We start from the raw sequence: 23,108 nt of genomic DNA, 5'->3' as shown, positions 1-23,108 counted from the left end.
CGCCGTCTTATGTTTGCGCTTGAAAGGAGCGGGTGAGAAATGAATTTAAGTCTTGTATTAATGTTGGTTCAAGTGTTTTTTGCGGTTGTCATTGGTCTGTATTTCTGGAATTTGCTTCGGAATCAGAAGACGAACCGCTCAGCGGTGGATCGCGAGTCGAAGAAAGAGATGGATAAGCTCAGGAAGCTGAGATCGGTATCGCTGACCAAGCCGCTGGCTGAGAAAACTAGACCGCAGACGATGGGCGACATCATCGGTCAGCGCGATGGCCTCAGGGCGCTTAAGGCAGCGCTTTGCAGCGCCAATCCTCAGCATGTCATCATTTATGGACCCCCTGGCGTAGGCAAGACAGCAGCAGCCCGTGTCGTGCTGGAGGAGGCGAAGAAAAACCCTTCTTCACCGTTTTTGCCGGAAGCAAAATTTACGGAGATTGATGCAACAACAGCCCGCTTTGACGAGAGAGGCATTGCCGATCCGCTTATCGGTTCGGTGCATGATCCTATCTATCAAGGTGCGGGAGCGATGGGGGTTGCAGGGATTCCCCAGCCGAAGCCAGGTGCTGTAACGAAAGCGCATGGGGGTATTCTATTCATCGATGAGATAGGCGAATTGCATCCCGTTCAGATGAATAAGCTGTTAAAAGTGCTGGAAGACCGGAAAGTGTTTTTGGAGAGCGCTTATTATAATTCGGAAGACGCGAATATTCCGCTCTATATCCATGATATCTTCCAGAATGGCTTGCCGGCAGACTTCCGCCTGGTCGGGGCGACAACACGTTCGCCGCAGGAGATTCCGCCTGCTATCCGGTCGCGCTGTATGGAAGTGTTCTTCCGCCCGTTGCTTGCCGATGAGATAGCATTGGTAGCAGAGAACGCTGTGAAGAAAATCGGCTTTGGTCCTTGCCCGGAAGCGATTGATGTCGTTAAGCGCTATGCAACTAATGGCAGGGAAGCGGTCAATGTCATTCAATTGGCGGCAGGCGTAGCCTTATCGGAGAAGCGCGATCAAATATCGGCGTCTGATATTGAATGGGTGGTCAATAGCAGCCAGATTCCTCCGCGTCCGGACCGTAAGGTGCCAAGCGAGCCTCAAATCGGCTTCGTGAACGGTCTTGCCGTATATGGACCGAATATGGGAACGCTGCTGGAGATCGAGGTAAGCGCCATAGAAGCACTGAAAGGCAAAGGACAGTTTACGATTACAGGCGTTGTGGATGAAGAAGAGCTTGGCGGCGGCTCGCGCACGCTGCGCAGGAAAAGTATGGCGAAGGGTTCCGTAGAAAATGTGCTGACCGTGCTCAGACGCATCGGGCTTCGTCCGCAGGATTACGATCTGCACATTAACTTCCCAGGCGGTACGCCGATCGATGGTCCATCGGCTGGCATTGCCATGGCAACGGCCATTGCGTCCGCTATTACAGGCGTGCCTATCGACAATAAGCTGGCGATGACGGGCGAGGTTGGCATCCATGGCAACGTGAAGCCTGTTGGCGGCGTACTGGCTAAAGTGGAAGCCGCATTCCAGGCCGGTGCCGTGCAGGTTGTCATTCCAAAAGAGAACTGGCAGGCGATTTTTGGTAATTTGGACGGCCTGAAGGTCATACCGGTTGACAAGGTAGAAGAAGTGTTCGACCTCGTATTTCCCCAGTCGGCACGGGCAGAAGAGCAGTCTGAAAAACCATTTGGAACAGATGCTTTTATCTCGACAAACGTTCCGTATTTGCAGGCGGATTCAGCTGAATGATAATATAAGGTAGATGTTAATGAATGGAGGTGCTGGTATGGGACCTGGCAAATCGAAAGGTCGTCGTCTGCCCTTGCTTCCGCTAAGAGGACTGCTCGTGTATCCCAGCATGGTGCTCCACCTGGATGTGGGCAGGGACAAATCGGTTCGCGCGCTGGAGAGAGCGATGGTAGAAGATCATATGATTCTGCTTTGCTCGCAGTCGGAAGTGAATATTGAAGATCCGACCGAAGAGGATATCTATAAAATCGGCACCATTGCGAAAGTGCGGCAAATGCTCAAGCTTCCGAACGGAACGATACGCGTCCTTGTGGAAGGCGTCGTGCGCGCGGAAGTGCAAAGCTACGTGCAGAATGACCAGTACTACGAAGTACTGGCGAAGGAGCTCCCCGAGCAGGAGACCGATGATCCTGAAGTGGATGCTTTGATGCGGACGGTGCTGAGCCAATTCGAGCATTATATCTCCTTATCCAAAAAGGTAACGCCGGAGACGTATGCCGCAGTATCGGATATCGATGATCCGGGCAGGCTGGCGGATGTCATTACCAGTCATCTGTCGCTTAAGATCAAGGATAAGCAGGATATTCTGGAGACGATCGACGTCGCAGCAAGGCTGGAGCGGCTGCTCGACCTGCTGAACAATGAGCGTGAGGTGCTTGAGCTGGAGCGCCAGATCAACCAGCGTGTCAAGAAGCAGATGGAGAAGACGCAGAAGGAATATTATTTGCGCGAGCAGATGAAGGCGATCCAGAAGGAGCTTGGCGACAAGGAAGGTCGCGCCGGCGAAGCGGAAGAGCTTCGCGCGCAGCTGGCAGAAGCGGGCGTGCCGGAGTCTGTGATGGAGAAGGTTAACAAAGAGATCGACCGTCTGGAGAAGATGCCGCCATCCTCTGCCGAGGGAGGCGTCATCCGGAATTATATCGATTGGTTACTTGCTTTGCCGTGGAGTAAATTAACGGAAGACGATCTTAGTTTGTCGAAGGCCGAAGAAATTTTGAATGAAGACCATTATGGTCTTGAGAAACCGAAGGAGCGCGTGCTGGAGTATCTGGCGGTGCAGCAGCTGGTCAAGAAGCTGAAAGGCCCGATTCTGTGTCTGGTGGGTCCTCCCGGCGTCGGCAAGACTTCATTGGCCCGTTCCGTTGCCAAGTCGCTTGGACGCAAGTTCGTCCGCATTTCACTGGGCGGCGTCAGAGACGAAGCAGAAATACGGGGTCATCGCCGTACATACGTAGGCGCGATGCCAGGCCGCATCATGCAAGGCATGAAGACCGCTGGCAGTCTTAACCCGGTATTCTTGCTGGATGAGATCGACAAGATGGCATCCGACTTCCGCGGCGATCCTTCTTCCGCTCTGCTGGAGGTGCTGGACCCGGAGCAGAACGGAACGTTCAGCGACCACTATATCGAGGTGCCGTTCGATCTCTCGAACGTCATGTTCGTCACGACGGCTAATGCGCTCCATAACATTCCGCGTCCGCTGCTGGACCGGATGGAGGTGCTCTACATTCCGGGGTATACCGAGCTTGAGAAGCACCAGATCGCTGTACGCTATTTGCTGCCTAAACAGAAGCGGGAGCATGGTCTTGGCGAGGAGCAGCTTCAAGTCAAGGAAGAGGCGCTGCAGCTTCTTATACGGGAATATACGAGAGAGTCTGGCGTGCGTAATCTGGAGCAGCAGATTGCGGCGGTGTGCCGGAAGGCGGCCAAGCATTTTGTCGCTGATGAAAACAAGGATTCTGCCGAAGCGCTTACGGTGGATGAAGAGCGGATCAAGGAATGGATCGGTCCGCCGAAGTTCAGGTATGGCCTTGCCGAGAGCGAGAATCAAATTGGCGCGGTTACGGGGCTGGCATGGACAGAGGTGGGCGGCGATACGCTTGTCATCGAAGTGACGGTCATGCCCGGCAGTGGCAAGCTTACGCTGACAGGCAAGCTGGGAGATGTGATGAAGGAGTCGGCTCAAGCCGCCTTCAGCTTCACGCGTTCCCAAGCGGAACAGCTCGGCATCGATCCCCAATTCCATGAGAAGAATGATATTCATATTCATATACCCGAAGGCGCAATTCCGAAAGACGGACCATCTGCGGGCATTACGATGGCGACAGCGCTGATCTCGGCGCTGACGAACCGGCATGTCGACAAGGAAGTGGCTATGACGGGCGAGATTACGCTGCGGGGAAGAGTGCTTCCGATCGGCGGGCTCAAAGAGAAGTCGCTCGCAGCACATCGTGCCGGTATTAAAAAAGTGCTGTTGCCCAAAGACAATGAGCGCGATCTGCGCGATATACCGGACAGCATTCGCAGCGAGCTGGACTTTGTGCCGGTAAGCCACATGGACGATGTGCTTAAGCATGCCTTGCTGCCGGCAGCAACTGAAGAGAGGGCAGGGACAATCATTTCATGAAAATACTAGACGCACAATTTATTATAAGCGCGGTCAGTCCGCATCAATATCCGGAGGATGCCTTGCCAGAGATCGCTCTGGCGGGGCGTTCCAACGTCGGGAAATCATCCCTGATTAATAAGCTTATCATGCGCAAAAACTTGGCTAGAACGAGCTCGCAGCCGGGCAAGACGCAGCAGCTCAACTACTACCGGGTGAATGACTCGGTCTATCTGGTGGACTTTCCGGGCTATGGATATGCGAAAGTATCCAAGACGCAGCGGGAGAAGTTCGGCGAGATGATCGAGACCTATCTGCAGAGTCGCGAGCCGCACAAACTGCAGCTTCTCGTTATCGATATCCGTCACGAGCCGTCCAAGGACGACGTGCTGATGTATCACTGGCTCAAGCATTACGAGATTCCCACCTGCATTGTTGCGACCAAAGCCGACAAGATTCCGCGGTCGAAGTGGGACAAGCATATCAAGATGATCAAAACAACACTGGAAGCAGACCCGCGCGATTCCGTCGTGCTCTTCTCTTCCGAGACAGGGCTTGGCCGCGAGCAGCTGTGGGATGTAATTAACGAAGCGATTGCCACATAAGGCAGAAAGTACGGGAAGTTCTCGTATAATTTAAAGAATACAGTGCAATTGTTGCGATTCCTTCTGGAATCCTCCGATTTTTCTTGAAATATGCGCAAAAATGAAGGCTGGCCGGCAGGAATAAAAATGATGGATCACGTATAATAAACATAAGCAATGCTGAAAAGGCTGCTACTGGCGCAAAAGTCGGTGGGGTCTCAAAGAATTGAGGAGATTTTTATGGCTAAGCGGCTAGCCACAGAGTATGTAAATGCCAAACTGCAGTTAAATCAAGAAGAAATGTCAAAGTTCATCGCTTTTATGGAGGATCAGCAGCTGCGCATGCAGGTATTGGTACTCGATAACGGCAACCAGGAACTCCTTCTTCACGATATCGCAGGGAGGGAAGAAGTCCGATTGACCTTCGAGCGAAGGCAAGGATATTATGTTTGCGAGCTTTCTTGCCGTCTTGTAGAACCTAAGCTGACCAACGCGCTTCGCAAAGCGGTGACCGCTTTCCGGGGCAACGCGATCGTCAACCGCATTTACAGCCATTATACGATGATCTATCACTATAGGAACGGCGCCGTCCAGAAGATTGTGGAGAGCTCGGAAGCCGGCGAGCGTATCGTGTTCGAACACAAGGATACGCTGGGTCAGCTGGAGCGTGTATTCCGCAGTCGACTGATTGAACGGGAGATCGGCTTGATTGGGGGCGCGGTGAATGAACTGCTTGATCTGCGCAACCAGACAACCGACCGCGTTGAAATTGCCACCATTGACCAGAGGCTGACGGAGCTTACTCACAAGCTGTTTGTGCTTGAAGCGTAGAAGCACACGGGAACGCCCGAAGCAAAAAAGGAAAGGCCGGTAAGCCGGTCTTTCTTTTTTTATAGGCACGGTTTCAGGACAATCTGCTCGTACATAGATTGATACGTAACGGAATGAGCTGCTGCCAAATGGAGCCTAAATAAAAAAAGGTATTGCATTTCTCGCGGATAGATGTTATTTTTATTCTCGTTGAAAACATTGTTGCTCTACAATATTAGGAACCAGGATTCACTCAGGACATAGTTATGTTGCGAGAGATTAGTCCCTCGGGAAGTGAATGACGTAGGTCCTAGCGGATGAAATTTTTTAAACATTTTATTCCTAGGAAGGGGGAACCGGAAGATGGAATACTCAACTTTCGGAAGACACGTTGCTGTTGATGCTTGGGGTGTAGATTTTGAATTGCTGAACAGCGCTGAATTTTTGCAATCTCACATGGTAGAGGCTGCTGAAGCTTGTGGCGCAACTGTAATGTCGGTACAATCCAAACAATTTGAACCTCAAGGCGCGACGGTACTCGTGCTGCTGTCGGAGAGTCACCTCTCGATTCATACGTACCCTGAGAGAGGCTTTGCTGCGCTTGACTGCTATACCTGCGGTGAAACTGTTGATCCTCAGCTCGCGATCGATTACATGCTGACGGTGCTTAAGCCAAAGACGACCCACGCGAAGAAGCTGGTTCGCGGCATGGGCGAGCTGCAAGTCGAAGAACCGAAAATGAAACAAATCGAGCTTGTGTAAGGCTCATTATTGTAAGATACGGGAATAACCATGGAGCCATTCCATGGTTATTTCTTTGTGAATTCAGGGCATACTGTGAATGTATTTTTCAAACATTATTCATAAATGAACCCAATATGAATGTCGAACTATGCTATAATATTCGATAACATCAAGGGATTGGACCAGCATCAGAAGGAGGCAGGAGATCACACATGCACATTATCGTAGTAGGTCTGAATTATAGGACAGCTCCTGTAGAAGTGAGGGAGAAATTCGCATTTGCCGAGCATGAGCTGCCGGCTGCGCTTAAGGGCCTCATGGAAACGAAGAGCATTATGGAATGTGTTATCGTGGCTACGTGCAACCGGACGGAGATTTATGCCGTAGTGGATCGCCATCATCTATGCGGTCATTATATCCGAAGCTTTATGGAGAAGTGGTTCAATCTGCCTCGTGCGCAGTTTACAAACCATTTATATATGTATGAGGACGTCAAGGTGATCGAGCATCTCTTCCGGGTAACAAGCGGACTGGATTCCATGGTGATTGGCGAGACTCAAATTTTGGGACAAGTGAAGGATGCCTTCTTGCTGGCGCAAGCCGAGAAAAAGACAGGCACAATCTTCAACATGCTGTTCAAGCAAGCCGTGACAATGGCCAAGCGCGCCCATTCGGAGACGATGATTGGGGAGACGGCGGTGTCGGTCAGTTATGCAGCAGTGGAGCTTGGCAAGCAGATCTTCGGCCAATTCAACAAGAAGACCGTTATGGTGATCGGAGCAGGTGAGACGGGTGAGCTTACAGCCAAGCATCTGTATGCGAATGGGGCGGACCGCGTGCTCGTCGTCAACCGTACGTTCGAGCGTGCCGCAGCGTTGGCTGACAAGTTCAACGGCGTGCCATGCTCGATGGAAGAGGCGGCCAAGAAGCTGCATGAGGTCGATATTATTATCAGCTCCACCGGAGCGAATGGTTATGTGCTGAACCGTGAACAAGTGAATCAAGCGATGCAGCGCCGCAAATCAAAGCCGCTCTTTATGATCGATATTGCGGTTCCTCGGGACCTCGACCCGACGATTGCAGCAGTAGAGAACGTCTTCCTGTACGACATCGACGATTTGGAGGGCATTGTGCAGAGCAACCTGGAACAACGCCGTCAGGAGGCTGCGAAGATTGAAGTGATGATCGAAGAAGAAATCAAGCTGTTCGAGCATTGGTACAAGACGCTTGGCGTCGTGCCGCTTATCCGGGCCTTGCAGACGAAGTCGGCAGAGATCCATGAGGATACGATGAACAGCCTGACAAACAAGCTGCCTGATCTGGACGAGCATGAGCTGAAGGTCATTCGCAAGCTGACCAAAAGCATCGTCAATCAAATGATGCAGGATCCTATACTTCGTATCAAGGAAATGGCCGGCGAGAAACGGGCGGATGAAGCGATGGACATGTTCGTGAAGCTGTTCGCACTGGAGAATCAGCTGGAACAATCCCGTGAGCAGGAGTTGGCTGCGGCCCAGGAGCCAGCGTCTGCTGCCGTACAACCTAAACTCGTGCATTCCCATGCCGCTCCCGTATTTGCCCGCCCATAACCGGCTCATCACTTTGATATCGAAGTACTCGCCTGTCAATCCGTGAAGGGCTGTGAAGTGGAGGAGCTATGGAAACGGCTAACTGGATATACGACGCGATACTTTATATTTACGCCCTGAGCCTGCTGTTTTACTTTTCCGACTTTATGCATGCAAGTCGGAAAGCGAAGCGGATAGGCACAGGGCTCCTTGTTTTTGTATGGATATTGCAGACTGGCTATCTGGTAGCCAAGCTGTACTTGGGACACCCCGATCAGAACACCTTCTTATATTGGCTGGCCTTCTCTTGGCTGCTCGCCACGGTGTCTCTGGTTATCAGTCGTTTTTTTCATATTGATTATATTGTGTTTTTCGTGAATGTGGTCAGCTTCGCGGTTCTGGCCCTTAATTTGTACAGCGGGATGGGGGGCGGCACATCCTATGAGCCTTGGCAGGCAACAAGAGAGCTGCTAATCGTCCATATCAGCCTGGTGTTATGCGCCTATGTCGCGCTGACGATTGGTGCGCTGCTTGCCGGGATGTATCTGTTCCTCCATCACCGGCTTAAGCGCAAGCGTTGGTCACAGGTTGTGCGCAGGTATCCCAGTCTGGACACGATCGAGCGTTTCGCCGATCGCGCCGTCATTATCGGCGTTCCCTTGCTGGCCATGTCGCTTGCAATTGCGACCGTGTCGCTGATCGTGGAGGGCAGGGCGATGCTGCTGCTGGACTGGAAGGTGTTGACCTCCTTTGCGTCCCTTGTCATGTATATTGCCTATGTGTATCAACGGGCAGTGAAGGATCGTCCCGGCCATCAGTTGGCCAAGCTTTATATCGTTGCCTTTTGTATGCTTCTTTTGAATTTGCTGACGAACTCATTTTCTTCATTCCACTAGCGGCAACAGGAAAGGATGGACTCCGGCATGGAAGACTGTACGCCTGGCGGCTTCTACCCCGTAGCATTAAGGCTGTCCGGCAAGCTCTGCATGATCATTGGCGGAGGCAAGGTGGCCGAGCGCAAGCTCAAAGGGCTATTGGAGTCGGGAGCTGACCGGATTGAGCTCATCAGCCCCGTTGTGACGGAGGCCATCGAGGCATGGGCTGCTGCCGGCCGGTTGATCTGGCGGAGCCGTCCATATGCGGCATGCGACATAGAGGGAGCTTGGCTCTTGATTGCGGCGACCGACGGTCGCGCGCTTAATGCCAGCCTTGCGATGGAAGCGGACAGGCTGGGCATCCTGTCCAATATTGCGGATGATTATGAAAGTGGAAGCTTTATTACGCCAGCCGTTACGCGCAGGGGACCGCTGGTAATCACGGTTACCACATCAGGAGCTAGCCCCGCGCTGGCTAAGGCGCTGAACAAAGAGCTGGACGAAAGATACGGGGAACGCTATGGTGAAGCGGCAGCGAGGCTTGGAGAGCTTCGCAAGCTAATGTTGACTAGAGCAGGTATTCGCGAGGAGAGGGATGAGCTGCTCCGGCTGGCATCGAGGGAAGCGCTTGACGGAGGAATAGAGAATATAACCGCGGATCAATGGTTAGAGAGCTTGATTGCAAGGACTAAAGGGAGGGCTTAATCGTGAGCAATAACTCGAATGGACAACGCGTAATCGTCGTAGGAACCCGCCAAAGCGCGCTTGCGCTGACGCAGTCAGGCCAGGTGATCGACGAGCTGAAACGCATTAGCGAGCAGCAAGGCTTGGGTTATACGTTTGAAATCCGCAAGATTGTAACGAAGGGCGACCGGATTCTGGATGTCACGCTGTCAAAGGTTGGCGGCAAAGGATTGTTCGTCAAAGAGATTGAACAAGCTCTTCTGGATGGAGAGATCGATATCGCTGTACATAGCATGAAAGATATGCCGTTCCAGTTGCAAGAGGGCTTGATGAACGGCGCTACGCCAAAGCGGGTTAATCCGCTTGATTGCCTCGTGACGCGGGACGGTCAGGACCTGGATTCGCTGCCTCAGGGAGCTAGGGTCGGGACGAGCAGTCTGCGCCGAGCCAGCCAGCTCAAGAACAGAAGACCGGATTTGCAGCTGGAATCGATCAGGGGCAATATCGATTCCCGTATTCGCAAGCTGGAGACAGAAGGCTTCGACGCGGTCGTGCTCGCTGCTGCGGGCTTGACGCGTATGGGATGGGAAGACCGCATCTCGGCACTCATTCCGGAGGATATATGTATTCCAGCCGTCGGTCAAGGCGCGCTTGGTATCGAGTGCAGGGAGAGCGACTCGCAAGTTAGGGAGCTGCTTGCTCTACTTAATGATCGGGAGACAGAGATTACGGTTCTTGCTGAGCGAAGCTTCCTTGGAACGCTTAACGGCGGCTGCCAGGTTCCGATTGGGGCTCATGCAACGATTGTGTCGGAGGAGGCAGACGGCCCGGTGCTGGAGCTGACTGGTATGGTGGGATCGCCTGACGGAGAGACGCTTCTGAAGGAGATCAAGCGAGGAAAGGATCCGGAGAAGCTGGGTAAGGAAGTGGCCGAGTCGCTTATTGCAAGCGGCGCCGACCGCATTCTGGCGGAGATCGGGGGCTAAAGCCATGAACAAGGGGAAGGTTTATTTGGTTGGCGCGGGTCCAGGAGATCCGAAGCTGATCACCGTACGAGGATTGGAGTGCTTGAAGGATAGCGATGTGGTCGTCTATGATAGGCTGGCTAGTCCCAGATTACTGAGATATGCCAAGCCGGGCGCGGAGTTGGTCTATGTCGGCAAGCTGCCGGATCGCCACACGATGAAGCAGGAGGAAATTAACCGGCTGCTCGTGGATTTGGCGCTGGCAGGCAAGACCGTTACTCGTCTGAAAGGCGGCGACCCGACGATCTTCGGACGGGTTGGCGAGGAAGCGGAGCTGCTGCAAGAGAATGGCATCGCATTTGATATCGTGCCGGGGATTACGTCAGCTATTGCTGTACCTGCCTATGCAGGCATACCGGTGACGCATCGTGACCTGGCCTCCTCCTTGTCCATTGTGACAGGGCATGAAAGCCCGGATAAGCTTGACCGCTCGATTCATTGGGACAAGGTGACCAATGCGACAGGTACGCTGTTGTTTCTAATGGGCGTGGCCAAAATCGGATATATTGCGGATCAACTGATCAAGCACGGCAAACCTCCGCAAACGCCTGTCGCTCTTGTTCGTTGGGGGACAAGGGTGGAGCAGGAAACGATTGTCGGTACACTTGAGACCATTGAGGCCATTGTGAAGGAAGCGAACTTCCAGCCTCCAGCCATCATTATCGTCGGCGAGGTTGTCCTTCAGCGGGAGAAGCTGAAGTGGTACGAGAACAAGCCCTTGTTCGGGATGAGAGTGATGATCACCCGCGCAAGAGCGCAGGCGAGCGAGCTTGCGGATGCGATTGAGTCGCTTGGCGGAGAACCGTGCGAATTTCCCGTTATCGACATCCGGGAGCCTCAGGACGAGCAAGTTAAAGATGCAATCCGGACGAGTCTGGAGCAAGCCGAGAGCTACCAATGGCTCATGTTCACAAGCGTGAACGGCGTTGATTATTTCTTCCGGTATCTGCGTCGCTTCGGCATCGACATGAGGAGATTCCATGCCGCCCGCATTGTTGCTGTTGGTCCCAAAACAGCAGAGGCGCTCGCCGCAAAGGGACTAACCGTTGAGGAACTGCCCGTACAATTCTATGCGGAGTCTTTGCTTGATCGGGTAAGCGAGTGGCTGAGGCCCGGAGACAAGGCGCTTCTGCCGCGCGGCGATCTGGCGCGCGAGGTTCTCCCGAAGGAGCTTAGGGCAAGAGGTGTTGAGGCTGTCGAGATCGACGTGTACGAGACGACGCTGGCCGATACGCAGGATGATCTGGCGCTGGAATGGCTTCGTGAAGGCGGCATTCATATGATAACATTCACCAGTTCGTCCACAGTGACGAACCTGCTTGAAGTATTGCGGCGCAGAGGCGTCGAGGAGCCTGTGAAGCTTCTCAAGGACATTCCGATTGCGAGCATCGGGCCAATTACAACCAAGACAATCCAAGAGGCTGGACTGCATGCAGCTGTCGAAGCAGAGGCTTCGACACTGGACAGCTTGCTTGAAGCGATCACTGTCTATAATCAGGGAAGGAGAGGTTTATGATGAGTTTTCCAATCGTAAGACATCGCCGACTGCGCAGAACGGCCGGGCTTCGCAGCCTGGTTCGCGAGAACGTGCTAAGCGCAGATGATTTTATATATCCATTGTTCGTTACCCATGGCAAGGAGGTTAAGGAAGAAATTCCATCCATGCCGGGGGTGTATCACCTGTCCATGGATTTGCTGGAGGCGGAGATTCGTGAGATCGTCGCACTTGGCATCAAGTCCGTTCTGCTGTTCGGCGTGCCGGATCATAAGGATGCGCACGGATCGTCGGCTTATGATCCGAACGGCATCGTGCAGGAAGCGATCCGCGCAGTGAAGGGCTGGGCGCCTGAGCTAGTTGTCGTGGCTGATACTTGCCTGTGCCAGTTCACAGATCACGGACATTGCGGAATCGTTCATCAGGATGAAGCTACCGGTGTGGCGGTCGTTGATAATGACCGCTCGTTGGAGCTGCTAGTCCGTACGGCTGTCTCGCAAGCCGAGGCAGGCGCAGACATCATTGCGCCATCCAATATGATGGACGGCTTCGTACATGCGATTCGCGCGGGCCTGGATGAAGCGGGCTACAGCGATATTGCCATCTTGTCTTATTCGGTCAAATATGCGTCGGCCTTCTACGGACCGTTCCGCGACGCGGCTCATTCGGCTCCGCAATTCGGGGACCGCAAGACGTATCAGATGGATCCGGCTAATTCGCAGGAAGCGCTGCGCGAAGCGGAGTCCGATGTGGCGGAAGGCGCGGACATGCTGATGGTCAAGCCTGCGTTGTCCTATCTGGATATTGTCAAGACGCTCAAGGAGCAATTCGATCTTCCTGTCGTGGCGTATAACGTTAGCGCCGAATATTCGATGGTTAAGGCTGCAGCAGCAAACGGATGGGTCGATGAGCGTGCTATCGTGTTGGAGAAACTGACAAGCATGAAGAGAGCGGGAGCCGATATCATTATTACGTATCATGCCAAAGACGCTGTCCGCTGGCTGAAGGGAGAATAAAGCGATGACTGAGAGCAACAGAAGACGCAATGATACACGTTCCGCCGAGGCGTTCGCCAGAGCGAAGAAAGTGATTCCGGGGGGCGTCAACTCCCCTGTTCGCGCGTTCAAGTCGGTAGGGCTCACGCCTGTCTACATGGAGCGCGGCGAAGGCAGCCGCGTTTATGACATCGACGGCAATGTCTATATTGATTATGTGGCTTCGTGGGGACCGCTTATTATGGGTCATGCCCATCCTGAGGTAATTGAAGCGCTTCGTAAGTCGGCAGAGCGCGGGACGAGCTTCGGCGCGCCTACTGAGCTGGAAACGCTTATGGCCGAGCTCGTATGCGAGCGCGTGCCTTCCGTAGACGTCGTACGGATGGTGAACTCCGGTACGGAAGCGACGATGAGCGCCCTGCGACTTGCCCGGGGTTATACGAAGAGAAGCAAAATTATGAAATTCGAAGGCTCCTATCATGGCCATGCGGACAGCTTGCTGATCAAAGCGGGCTCCGGCGTGGCAACGCTGGGCTTGCCTGACAGCCCTGGCGTTCCGGAGCATGTAGCTTCCCATACGATTACGGTGCCTTACAACGATATCGAGTCCGTTAAGCTTGCCTTTGAGAAGTTCGGAGAAGAAATCGCGTGCATTATCGTTGAGCCGGTAGCCGGCAATATGGGGGTCGTGCCGCCGCTTCCGGGCTTTTTGGAAGGCTTACGCGATGTGACCACGCAATACGGCAGCCTGCTGATCTTCGACGAAGTCATGACAGGATTCCGTGTAGGTTACCAGTGCGCGCAAGGGCTGTTCGGCGTTACGCCGGATTTGACTTGCTTCGGCAAGGTCATCGGCGGCGGACTTCCTGTCGGCGCTTACGGCGGCAAACGGGAGATTATGGAGATGATTGCGCCAAGCGGTCCAATCTATCAGGCGGGCACCCTCTCAGGCAATCCGCTTGCGATGGCAGCCGGCTATACGACATTGAAGCTGTTGACGCCGGAGACGTATGAGCTGCTGGAGAGACAAGCCGTCCGTCTGCAGCTTGGTTTCGAAGCGAATGCGAGCAAGCATGGCATTGCCTCGACGATCAACCGTGTAGGTTCTATGGTCTGCCCGTTCTTCACGGAGAAGACCGTTATTAACTATGAGACGGCGAAGACAGCCGATCTGGAACGATTCAAGACATATTTTGCGGCTATGCTTGATCTGGGTATCAGCATTGCGCCTTCCCAATTTGAGGGCATGTTCATCTCCGCAGTCCACAGCGATGCGGATATCGACGAGACAATCGCTATTCAGGATCAGGTGCTGAGCCGTCTGTAATCAAGGTAGAGGAGGCTCATGGCATGTTGGAGCTGGATCACTATATACGCAGAACCGGGGAATGGCTGTTGCTGGATGCAGCTGCGCTGCAGAATCATGCCTCAGAGCTATTCCCTGATAAAGCCGAGATGCCAGGGCTACAGGCCGGCAGTCATCCGCATCATGTGCGGCAATGGCTGCTGGCCTCTTCCTTGTTCCCGGCCAAATGGGTCAACCGGTTATTTTCTGTAGGAGGAATCAAGTGGGTCGGCGATAGCATCGGACTGCTGGCCTTTCCCGCATTGGACCCAGCCAAAGACAAGTCATATCGCAATTTGGCAAGCGGTCCGCCGTCCCAGTCCACAGCCGTTCCTGCTGTGTTGTACGAGGACGATTATTGTCTTGTGCTGAATAAGCCGGCAGGCATGCCGGTTCATGCCGCTTATGAGGGGCATACCGGCACACTGGATGAAGCTGCATGCAGGCTCATGATGGAGAAGAACGACCCTCTGCCGATGCGGCATATCCACCGCCTGGACGATGAGACCTCCGGACCGGTCCTTTATGCCAAAAACGATCTTGCGCAATGGAAGCTCGATGAGGCGATGAGGGAGAAGGAGATCGACCGTATCTACGTTGCCGCCGTGCAAGGTGCGCTAAGGCAGGACAAGGGGAAGATAGACGGGCCCATTGGCAAAGACCGCCATCATGCTTCCCGCAGGCGCGTCACGCCGTCGGGGGATGCGGCTTTGACGACGTACGAGAAGATACGGCAGCTGGATGGCATGACGATCGTCCGTCTCCGGCTGGAGACGGGAAGGACGCATCAAATACGCGTCCATATGAGCCATATCGGCCATCCGCTTGTCGGGGACACCCTCTATGGCGGCTCTAGCAGATTGCTTGGCCATCAGGCTTTGCATGGTGAGAGACTGGTCTTCCCTCATCCGCTGACAGGCAGGCTGCTGGACGTGCAGTCGCCTTGGCCGGACTGGCTAAAGCGCTTGTCTCTAGAAACTCGTTCCTGAATAAAATGACAGTCATGCTCCCGACCTATCTACCATATAGATAAGTAGTGAATGTACAGTTAGCCCAAGCATTCAGTACGAAGGGAGGAATATGTCATGTCAACAGGGTCGAACGGATTGCGATTTGACGTATATGAACGGGTTCATCTGCCCGATGACGTCGCAGGAATTGACGAGCTGGAGGAGATCGAGCTTGTTCCCCGTATACAGGTTATTGATCAGGGGGACCAGGCAATATTGAAGGGTCAGCTGCTACTAAGCGGTGTCTATCGCGGACAAGATAGCGCGGCAGGACCGCTTGCGCTGGAGCATTGGATACCGGTAGAAATTTCTTTGCCCATGAACCGGGTGTCCCGGCTCGATGACATTTCAATCGAAATCGATAACTTTGATGTGGACCTGCTGTCAGCCCGCACCTTGAACATTACGGGGGTACTCTCGCTTCGCGGCATATCCGTTGAGCCGGTGGAGGAAGAGGGATTGCAGTGGGAGGATGAGTCTTTTACGGCAATCCATCAGAGGGCGCTGCAGGAGCCCAATGAATTCGAGGACGACTCGGATACTAAGGTATACCAGGGGCTGTTATCGAATGAGGCCGAATCGGAATACCAGACAGCGAGGGACAGCGAAGAGCAGGGCGCGGACGAAACCTACATAGCGGAACAAAGTGCGCAGGCCGCCGAGTGGCAGGAGGCGGCAGAAGAGCAGGAGATACCGCTGGCGCCAAGGGAAGAGCTTTCTGAGGATAGCTGGCTGCAGTGGAATGCACAGCCGCAGCAAATGGAGCAGAGCCAGTCCTATCAGCAGGCCTCTGCTCAGCAGCCATACCAGCAGCAGGGCATCTCGCAGCTGGCATCGCTGTACCAGCAATTCCAGCAGCCTGCATATACGCCGCAGCCCCCACAGTCTGCGCAAGTGAGCAGGGAAGAAGCGGAGTGGAGCGAAAGCCAGGCTTATCGCCCGGAAGAGGAGACAGAAGCCGCAGAGGAGCCTGTATTCGCGCAGCATGAGGGAGAGCTGTCCATTCAACCTGAGGAAGAGGCGCCGGTATTCCAGGAGCTCGAAGCGGAGGCGGAGCCTCGCAAGCCGCAAGAGGTGCAGATCGCATTCACCGGCAAACCGCCGGCCGGGGCGAATGAGGCGCAAGGGGATCTCGGCTTCCGTACGCTGCTGCAGTCCAGCAAACGCGAGCAAGCCGCCCGGGAAGCTGCCGAGCAGACGCTTACGGAGCAAGCGGAGGCTGCAAGAGCCCAGACAACATCCGAGGAAGAGATCGAGTGGAAAAAGCTGTTCCTCAGCAAGCAGGCCGAGGAGAATGAGTTTCGCAAAATCCGGGTATGCATCGTGCAGCGCGAAGAAACGCTGGAGCAGATTGCGCTCCGTTACAGCCTGAATCCGCGCGAGCTGCTTGTTCATAACGGCTTGCATGAATCTTCGGTTGCCGAAGGTCAGCTGTTATATATTCCATAATGCCATGGCAGGCAGGCTGTCTAAATGGTGAAGTCTTTCACCCAAGGATGGCCATCCCTTATTGGATAAGTGGATTACAATTAATGGCGTGCTCAGGAGTATCATTCCTGGCATAGCCATTTTTTGTGTCCAGACCAGGCTTTTAAGAATAAGCGTTTTGAAGGATATCACTGAATAGCCGAAAAAACGGAGTAAGAAATACTTTAGAGAAGCGAAGCGTGAAGCCACACGCCACTATTTTGCTCCAATCGCCGAATCAGCGTATTTAGTTGTGTCACACACCGCTATTTCGCTCCAGTTTCCGAATCATCACCATTTAGTTGTGTCACACACCACAGTTTCACTCCAATCTCCGAATCAGCGCATTTAGTTGTTTCACACACCACTGCACAGGCGGCAACAAACGAAGCAAGATATGTTCTGGAGAAGCGATAGCGTTCGCCTGTTATCTGGAAGAATATATCTTGCGCAGTTTGTGTGTTTAGACATGAAATGTCTTTTTATCGTTGCACATATGTCTGGAATGAAGATAAGGAACAGTCCTTTATAGCTTTTGCCTATATCGTGATAGGATCAGGTTGACTCCGAACCGCAACAAAGGTATGATAAAACATATATGTGTGACAACAACGTTGAAGGGGATTAGTACGCAGCGAGCCTTCAGAGAGCGGAACCGTTACGCTGAGAGGTTCTGCAGGATGAGACTGCATACGGGTCGCCCCGGAGTTGCCTATACGAACCGCGGGATCATCTCGCGCTAATGTGGGCCGGTAGCAGCCGTTATCTGTTCGAGTGCCGTGAGATAGGATTCTCAGCGGAACAAAGGTGGTACCACGGAAGCATGACCTTTCGTCCTTTATTGACAGGACGAGAGGTCTTTTTGCATGTGTAGAAGAATAAGTGGAGGATGAAATCAATGTCAGATGACCAATTCAAACCGGCAATGCCAACGACTTACGATCCCAAATCGGCAGAACAGAAGTGGTATGAATACTGGGTAAAAGGCAATTATTTCGAAGCGGGCAAGCGTCCTGATGCGGAACCATACACTATCGTTATTCCGCCTCCGAACGTTACGGGCATGCTGCATATTGGCCATGCGCTCGACTTCACGCTGCAGGATATATTGATCCGCACGAAGCGGATGCAAGGCTATGATGCGCTGTGGCTTCCGGGAACGGATCACGCCGGCATTGCAACTCAGACTAAGGTAGAGCAGAAGCTCCGCGAGCAAGGCACTTCCCGCCACGATCTGGGACGCGAGGCGTTCCTGGAGAAGGTATGGGAGTGGAAGGACCAATATGCGAATACAATCCGCGAGCAATGGGCGAAGATGGGTCTGTCCCTGGATTACTCCAGGGAACGGTTTACGCTCGATGAGGGCTTGTCCAAGGCGGTTCGCGAAGTATTCGTTCGCCTCTATGAGAAGGGCTTGATCTACCGCGGCAAAAAGATTATTAACTGGGACCCTGCGGCACGCACGGCACTGTCGGATATTGAAGTGGAATACAAGGAGCTGAACGGCCACCTGTATCATTTGCAGTATCCGCTTAAGGACGGCTCCGGCCACATCACGGTGGCGACGACGCGTCCAGAGACGATGCTGGGCGATACGGCGGTTGCCGTTCATCCGGAGGATGATCGATACAAGCATCTGATCGGCTCCATGATCGTGCTGCCGGTAGTCGGCAGAGAGATTCCGATCATCGCCGACGAATACGTCGAGAAGGAATTCGGCTCCGGCGCGGTGAAGATTACACCAGCTCATGACCCGAACGACTTCGAGGTAGGCGAGCGCCATAGCCTGCCGCAAATCATCGTGATGGACGAGACAGGCACGATGAACGCTGAAGCGGGCCCTTACCAGGGCATGGACCGCTTCGAATGCCGCAAACAGCTGGTGAAGGACTTGCAGGAGCAAGGCGTCTGCGTGCGCATTGAAGACCATGTGCATCAAGTCGGCCATAGCGAGCGCAGCGGCGCAGTCGTTGAGCCTTATTTGTCCACGCAATGGTTTGTTGCGATGAAGCCGCTGGCGGAAGCGGCAATTGCTGCTCAGAAAGCAGGCAAAGGCGTACAATTCGTGCCAGAGAGATTCGAGAAAATCTATCTGAACTGGATCGAAAACGTCCGCGACTGGTGTATCTCCAGACAGCTATGGTGGGGCCACCGGATTCCGGCATGGTACGACGATGCGACTGGCGAGATGCATGTATCCCGTGAGGATATGAAGGGCGACCATCTCCGTCAGGACAACGACGTGCTGGACACTTGGTTCAGCTCCGCATTGTGGCCATTCTCCACGCTGGGCTGGCCGGATCAGACCGAGGACTTAAAACGGTACTACCCAACGAATGTTCTAGTTACCGGCTACGACATTATTTATTTCTGGGTAGCCCGCATGATCTTCACTGCGCTCGAATTTACCGACGAGATGCCGTTCAAGGACGTGCTGCTGCATGGCCTTGTACGCGACAAGGACGGACAGAAGATGTCCAAGTCGCTTGGCAACGGCGTAGATCCGCTTGACGTCATCGAGCAATATGGCGCTGATGCGATGCGCTTTATGATTTCGACGGGCAGCACGCCTGGCCAGGACTTGCGCTTCCGCTATGAGAAAGTAGAGCAGGCGCGCAACTTCGCGAACAAGATTTGGAACGCTTCTCGTTTTGCGCTGATGAACCTGGAAGGGTTCAGCGCAAGCGATATTGATATTAACGTGAAGCTGGGCACAGCGGACCGCTGGATTCTGCATCGCCTGAACGAGACTGTACACGATGTGACAAGAATGATCGACAGCTATGAGTTCGGCGAGACCGGCCGCGTACTGTACAACTTTATTTGGGACGATCTATGCGACTGGTACATTGAATTCTCGAAGCTCAGCTTGAATGGCGGGGATGAAGCGGCGAAGCGCGCGACGCAATCAGTGCTGGCTTACGTGCTGGACCGGACACAGCGCCTGATTCATCCGTTCATGCCGTTTATCAGCGAAGAGATTTGGCAGCATCTGCCGCATGAGGGCGAGACGATTACGCTGGCTCCTTGGCCGACATACGAGACGGCGCTGGAAGCTCCTGACGCGGTGAAAGAGATGGAGCTCCTCATGGAGATGATTCGTGCGGTGCGCAATATCCGGGCTGAAGTGAACGTGCCGATGAGCAAGAAGGTCGAACTGCTGATCAAGCCGGCTGGAGAGTTCGAAGCTGCAATTCTATCCCGCAACGAAGAGTTCATCAAGCGCTTCTGCGGCACGTCCTTGCTGGAGAGCGGAATCTCCATTGCCGCGCCGGATAAGGCGATGACCGCCATTATTACGGGAGCGGAGCTATACTTGCCGCTTGCAGGCCTGATTGACATCTCGCAAGAAATTGCCCGGCTGGAGAAAGAACTGAAGACGCTGATCTCTGAGGTAGAGCGGGTGGAGAAGAAGCTTGGCAATGAAGGCTTCGTAGCGAAGGCGCCTGCCAAGGTTATCGAGGAAGAACGCGCCAAGATGGCGGACTACGCCGAGAAGAGAGACAAAGTGCTGGCACGCATCACAGAATTGCGAGGTTAGTCCTAAAGCGGAAGAAGGGATAGACATGACAGATACAACGATGCAACAGCATAGGGAGAGCGAAGCTCTCCCTACCTATCAGACGGCGACGGATTGGATCACGGGCCTTGTGCCGTTCGGCATCCGTCCCGGACTTGACCGGATTGAGGCGCTCATGGAGCGTCTTGGCAATCCGCACCGCCGATTGAAGTTCATTCACGTTGCTGGAACGAACGGCAAGGGATCGGTATGCGCGTATTTGACCAGCGTGCTGTTCCAGAGCGGATATGATGTAGGTACGTTCACATCGCCTTATATCACGAAGTTCACTAACCGGTTTCAATATAACGGCAAGGACATTGAAGAGAAGGATCTGATGGTTCTGGCTAATGAGCTGAAGCCGCATGTCGAGGCAATCGCGGAGACGGAGCTCGGTTCGCCGACGATGTTCGAAGTATCAACAGCGCTCGCAATTCTTTATTTTGCCAAGGTAACTTTCCCGGATTATGTTGTTTGGGAGACCGGTCTTGGCGGTCGGCTGGATGTGACCAATATTGTCTATCCGGTTATATCTGTTATTACCAATGTCGGACATGATCATATGGACCGTCTTGGCGACACGCTTGCGCAAGTGGCGGAGGAGAAAGCGGGCATCATTAAGCCAGGCATTCCTGTCGTCAGCGCAGTAACACAGCCGGAAGTGGTCGACGTGATTCGGCGGGTAGCCAGCGAGAAGAGCAGCACGCTGTATATGCTCGGCGAACAGTTCAGTGAATCGGCTCTCGATGTGAGGGAGGATGAGCAGCAGTTCCGCTTCCAGGGCATGTTCCGGACGATCGATCCGCTTCGCATCTCCCTTAACGGGGCGCATCAGCGGACGAATGCGGCTGTGGCTGTTATGACATTAGAGGTGCTGCGGCAATATCAGGCGCTTGTCGTCGATGACGACGCCCTGGAAGAGGGATTGCTCAAAGCGGCATGGCCGGGCAGACTGGAGATGGTGAAGCGCGATCCTCGCATTTTGCTTGACGGCGCCCATAATCCAGAAGGTGCGGAGATGCTGGTGAAGGCCTTGAAAGAGACTTATAAGTACGAGCGTCTTCATGTTGTGATGGGGATGCTGGAGAATAAGAATCATCGGGAGACATTTAAGCATATACTACCAATAGTGGATACGCTTATCTTAACCGAGCCCGATTATCGGATGAAGATGGAAGCGCAGGACTTGGCTGCTATCGTAGAGGAGCTGCGCCAGGAGCTGCAAGGCGGGAAGCCGTTCGAGCTTGTCATCGAGAAGGATTGGAAGCAGGCATTGCAAACATTACAACAGGTTACCGGGTCTTCGGATCTTGGGGTCGTGACAGGGACGCTTTATTTGATAGCGGACGCTCGCGCCCGCTTGCTGTACAACTCGGATTCTGAAAAAGGTTGGTGAACCGTCTTTGAATACGGCAGAACACGTTCATTTCATCGGGATCGGCGGTTACGGCATGAGCGCGATTGCACGCGTCATGCTGGAGATGGGCTATAAGGTAACCGGTTCCGATGTCGCGCGGCAGGAGCTTACGGAGAAGCTTGCTGCAAAAGGGGCTGATATTTATATCGGCCATCAGCCGGAGCATGTGCGAGGCGCCGATCTGGTCGTGTACTCGACAGCTCTGACGAGCGACAATGTGGAGCGCAGAGCGGCGGAAGAACTTAATATTCCGGTGCTGCATCGCGCCCAAATGCTGGCAAGGCTAATGAATGCGGGGAAGGGCGTTGCCGTAGCGGGAGCGCATGGCAAGACGACTACTTCCTCCATGATCGCACTTGTCATGGAAGCATGCAAAGCCGATCCTACTTACATCATCGGCGGAGAAATCGTTAACGTTGGCACCAACGCGAAAGCCGGAAAAGGTGAATATGTGGTGGCGGAAGCGGATGAGAGCGACGGCTCTTTCCTGCAGTATCATCCCTCCATCGGGATAGTTACGAACATCGAGCCGGATCATCTGGAAAATTATGATGGCGACTTCGAAAAGCTGAAAGCTGCCTACGTGCAGTTTCTTCAGCAGGTGAAGGATGGCGGCAAAGCAATCGTCTGCGCCGACAGTGAGACGGTAAGGGAGCTTCTGCCTCATATCTATAAGGATGACGCGGACCGTGAAGCGTCCCAGCTCGTTACGTTCGGCATTCATGAGGACGCGATGTACAAGGCAGACAATGTCATTCTTGGCGACCGCAAGGTATCCTTCGATATGTTAAAGCACGGCGTGCTGCTAGGCAATATCGAGCTGTCTGTTCCCGGACTTCACAATGTGTCGAACGCGATGGCGACCGTCATAACCTGTCTGGAAGCGGGCCTTGATTTCGACGCGATCAAAGCGGCGATCAGCTCCTTCCGCGGAGCTAAGCGCCGGTTCCAGGTACTCGGGGAAGTGAATGACATTCTCGTTATTGACGATTATGCTCATCACCCGACTGAGATTCAAGCGACCATCAGCGCGGCCAAGGCAACAGGGAAACGCATCATTGCCGTATTCCAGCCGCAGCGCTATACGCGAACGTTTTTCCTGTTCGAGCAATTCAGCAGATCGTTCTCGGAAGCGGATGAGGTTATCATTACGGATATTTACTCTCCGGCTGGCGAGAAGCAGATCGAAGGCGTGACCTCCGGCAAGCTGGTTGAGCTGATTCGCAAGAACAGTCATGCCAAAGCGGAGTATATCGCAACCAAGGAAGAAGTGCTCAGCGTGCTTAAGGAGCGGGTCGCTCCAGGCGATCTGGTGATCACGATGGGTGCAGGCGATATTTGGAAAGCGGCTGACGCTTTGGCCAAATATTTGACTTCCGTATCATCTTGATTCTTTAAACG

17 protein-coding genes are annotated in these 23,108 nt (G+C 53.7%); all 17 read left to right on the top strand.

The window, feature by feature from the left end; genetic code table 11:
• Nucleotides 1-39: 39 nt before the first annotated feature.
• Nucleotides 40-1,743: an ATP-dependent protease LonB gene (lonB, locus tag ACFVSO_RS10060; protein WP_387472770.1), complete on the top strand. Its 1,704-nt coding sequence runs from the start codon at nt 40-42 to the stop codon at nt 1,741-1,743.
• Nucleotides 1,744-1,780: 37 nt separating this feature from the next.
• Nucleotides 1,781-4,150, top strand: a complete 2,370-nt coding sequence (gene lon, locus ACFVSO_RS10055) for an endopeptidase La (RefSeq protein WP_387472768.1) — start codon at nt 1,781-1,783, stop codon at nt 4,148-4,150.
• A complete protein-coding gene (gene yihA / locus ACFVSO_RS10050; RefSeq protein WP_387472766.1) occupies nt 4,147-4,734 on the top strand; it encodes a ribosome biogenesis GTP-binding protein YihA/YsxC in 588 nt (195 codons plus the stop codon). Before lon ends, yihA begins: the two co-directional genes overlap by 4 nt.
• Nucleotides 4,735-4,953: 219 nt before the next feature.
• Nucleotides 4,954-5,544 (top strand): non-ribosomal peptide synthetase module, encoded by a 591-nt coding sequence (locus ACFVSO_RS10045; RefSeq protein ID WP_387472764.1) that lies wholly within the window; start codon nt 4,954-4,956, stop codon nt 5,542-5,544.
• A 342-nt stretch (nt 5,545-5,886) separates the two neighbouring features.
• Nucleotides 5,887-6,285, top strand: coding sequence for an adenosylmethionine decarboxylase (speD, locus tag ACFVSO_RS10040; RefSeq protein ID WP_387472762.1), 399 nt, complete (start codon nt 5,887-5,889; stop codon nt 6,283-6,285).
• 194 nt (nt 6,286-6,479) lie between these two features.
• Nucleotides 6,480-7,856, top strand: coding sequence for a glutamyl-tRNA reductase (gene hemA / locus ACFVSO_RS10035; protein ID WP_387472760.1), 1,377 nt, complete (start codon nt 6,480-6,482; stop codon nt 7,854-7,856).
• Nucleotides 7,857-7,924: 68 nt separating this feature from the next.
• The gene (gene ccsA, locus ACFVSO_RS10030) at nt 7,925-8,731 is read left to right on the top strand and encodes a cytochrome c biogenesis protein CcsA (RefSeq protein ID WP_387472758.1); all 807 of its coding nucleotides are present in this window, start codon (nt 7,925-7,927) and stop codon (nt 8,729-8,731) included.
• 27 nt (nt 8,732-8,758) lie between these two features.
• Nucleotides 8,759-9,415: a precorrin-2 dehydrogenase/sirohydrochlorin ferrochelatase family protein gene (locus tag ACFVSO_RS10025; RefSeq protein ID WP_387472756.1), complete on the top strand. Its 657-nt coding sequence runs from the start codon at nt 8,759-8,761 to the stop codon at nt 9,413-9,415.
• Between the two features lie 2 nt (nt 9,416-9,417).
• Nucleotides 9,418-10,380, top strand: coding sequence for a hydroxymethylbilane synthase (gene hemC / locus ACFVSO_RS10020; protein ID WP_387472754.1), 963 nt, complete (start codon nt 9,418-9,420; stop codon nt 10,378-10,380).
• 4 nt (nt 10,381-10,384) lie between these two features.
• Nucleotides 10,385-11,935: a uroporphyrinogen-III C-methyltransferase gene (gene cobA, locus ACFVSO_RS10015; protein WP_387472751.1), complete on the top strand. Its 1,551-nt coding sequence runs from the start codon at nt 10,385-10,387 to the stop codon at nt 11,933-11,935.
• On the top strand, nt 11,935-12,930 hold the full coding sequence (gene hemB / locus ACFVSO_RS10010) for a porphobilinogen synthase (RefSeq protein WP_387472883.1): 996 nt from the start codon (nt 11,935-11,937) through the stop codon (nt 12,928-12,930). Before cobA ends, hemB begins: the two co-directional genes overlap by 1 nt.
• A 4-nt stretch (nt 12,931-12,934) precedes the next feature.
• A complete protein-coding gene (gene hemL / locus ACFVSO_RS10005) occupies nt 12,935-14,236 on the top strand; it encodes a glutamate-1-semialdehyde 2,1-aminomutase (RefSeq protein WP_387472749.1) in 1,302 nt (433 codons plus the stop codon).
• Nucleotides 14,237-14,259: 23 nt separating this feature from the next.
• Complete coding sequence (locus ACFVSO_RS10000; RefSeq protein WP_387472747.1) at nt 14,260-15,243, top strand: RluA family pseudouridine synthase; 984 nt, start codon at nt 14,260-14,262, stop codon at nt 15,241-15,243.
• Between the two features lie 96 nt (nt 15,244-15,339).
• Entirely contained in the window at nt 15,340-16,713 is a 1,374-nt protein-coding gene (locus ACFVSO_RS09995; RefSeq protein WP_387472745.1) for a LysM peptidoglycan-binding domain-containing protein, read from the top strand.
• 916 nt (nt 16,714-17,629) lie between these two features.
• Complete coding sequence (locus ACFVSO_RS09990; protein ID WP_387472743.1) at nt 17,630-20,272, top strand: valine--tRNA ligase; 2,643 nt, start codon at nt 17,630-17,632, stop codon at nt 20,270-20,272.
• A 25-nt stretch (nt 20,273-20,297) separates the two neighbouring features.
• Nucleotides 20,298-21,686 (top strand): bifunctional folylpolyglutamate synthase/dihydrofolate synthase, encoded by a 1,389-nt coding sequence (locus tag ACFVSO_RS09985; RefSeq protein ID WP_387472741.1) that lies wholly within the window; start codon nt 20,298-20,300, stop codon nt 21,684-21,686.
• A gap of 7 nt (nt 21,687-21,693) precedes the next feature.
• Entirely contained in the window at nt 21,694-23,097 is a 1,404-nt protein-coding gene (murC, locus tag ACFVSO_RS09980) for a UDP-N-acetylmuramate--L-alanine ligase (protein WP_387472739.1), read from the top strand.
• Nucleotides 23,098-23,108: the final 11 nt, after the last annotated feature.

The organism is Paenibacillus sp. NPDC057967, assembly GCF_042887015.1.
Lineage (GTDB): Bacteria > Bacillota > Bacilli > Paenibacillales > Paenibacillaceae > Pristimantibacillus.
Note: the sequence above shows the minus strand (reverse complement) of the source record. Positions and strands in the feature narration are given on the sequence as shown.

What these genes read in the sequence shown, in the direction of transcription:
- speD (WP_387472762.1), top strand. Translation starts at nt 5,887, where the DNA reads ATGGAATACTCAACTTTCGGAAGACACGTTGCTGTTGATGCTTGGGGT.
- yihA (WP_387472766.1), top strand. Translation starts at nt 4,147, where the DNA reads ATGAAAATACTAGACGCACAATTTATTATAAGCGCGGTCAGTCCGCAT.
- ACFVSO_RS10045 (WP_387472764.1), top strand. Translation starts at nt 4,954, where the DNA reads ATGGCTAAGCGGCTAGCCACAGAGTATGTAAATGCCAAACTGCAGTTA.
- cobA (WP_387472751.1), top strand. Translation starts at nt 10,385, where the DNA reads ATGAACAAGGGGAAGGTTTATTTGGTTGGCGCGGGTCCAGGAGATCCG.
- ACFVSO_RS09985 (WP_387472741.1), top strand. Translation starts at nt 20,298, where the DNA reads ATGACAGATACAACGATGCAACAGCATAGGGAGAGCGAAGCTCTCCCT.
- ccsA (WP_387472758.1), top strand. Translation starts at nt 7,925, where the DNA reads ATGGAAACGGCTAACTGGATATACGACGCGATACTTTATATTTACGCC.
- hemB (WP_387472883.1), top strand. Translation starts at nt 11,935, where the DNA reads ATGAGTTTTCCAATCGTAAGACATCGCCGACTGCGCAGAACGGCCGGG.
- lon (WP_387472768.1), top strand. Translation starts at nt 1,781, where the DNA reads ATGGGACCTGGCAAATCGAAAGGTCGTCGTCTGCCCTTGCTTCCGCTA.
- ACFVSO_RS09995 (WP_387472745.1), top strand. Translation starts at nt 15,340, where the DNA reads ATGTCAACAGGGTCGAACGGATTGCGATTTGACGTATATGAACGGGTT.
- hemA (WP_387472760.1), top strand. Translation starts at nt 6,480, where the DNA reads ATGCACATTATCGTAGTAGGTCTGAATTATAGGACAGCTCCTGTAGAA.
- ACFVSO_RS10025 (WP_387472756.1), top strand. Translation starts at nt 8,759, where the DNA reads ATGGAAGACTGTACGCCTGGCGGCTTCTACCCCGTAGCATTAAGGCTG.
- ACFVSO_RS09990 (WP_387472743.1), top strand. Translation starts at nt 17,630, where the DNA reads ATGTCAGATGACCAATTCAAACCGGCAATGCCAACGACTTACGATCCC.
- lonB (WP_387472770.1), top strand. Translation starts at nt 40, where the DNA reads ATGAATTTAAGTCTTGTATTAATGTTGGTTCAAGTGTTTTTTGCGGTT.
- ACFVSO_RS10000 (WP_387472747.1), top strand. Translation starts at nt 14,260, where the DNA reads ATGTTGGAGCTGGATCACTATATACGCAGAACCGGGGAATGGCTGTTG.
- hemL (WP_387472749.1), top strand. Translation starts at nt 12,935, where the DNA reads ATGACTGAGAGCAACAGAAGACGCAATGATACACGTTCCGCCGAGGCG.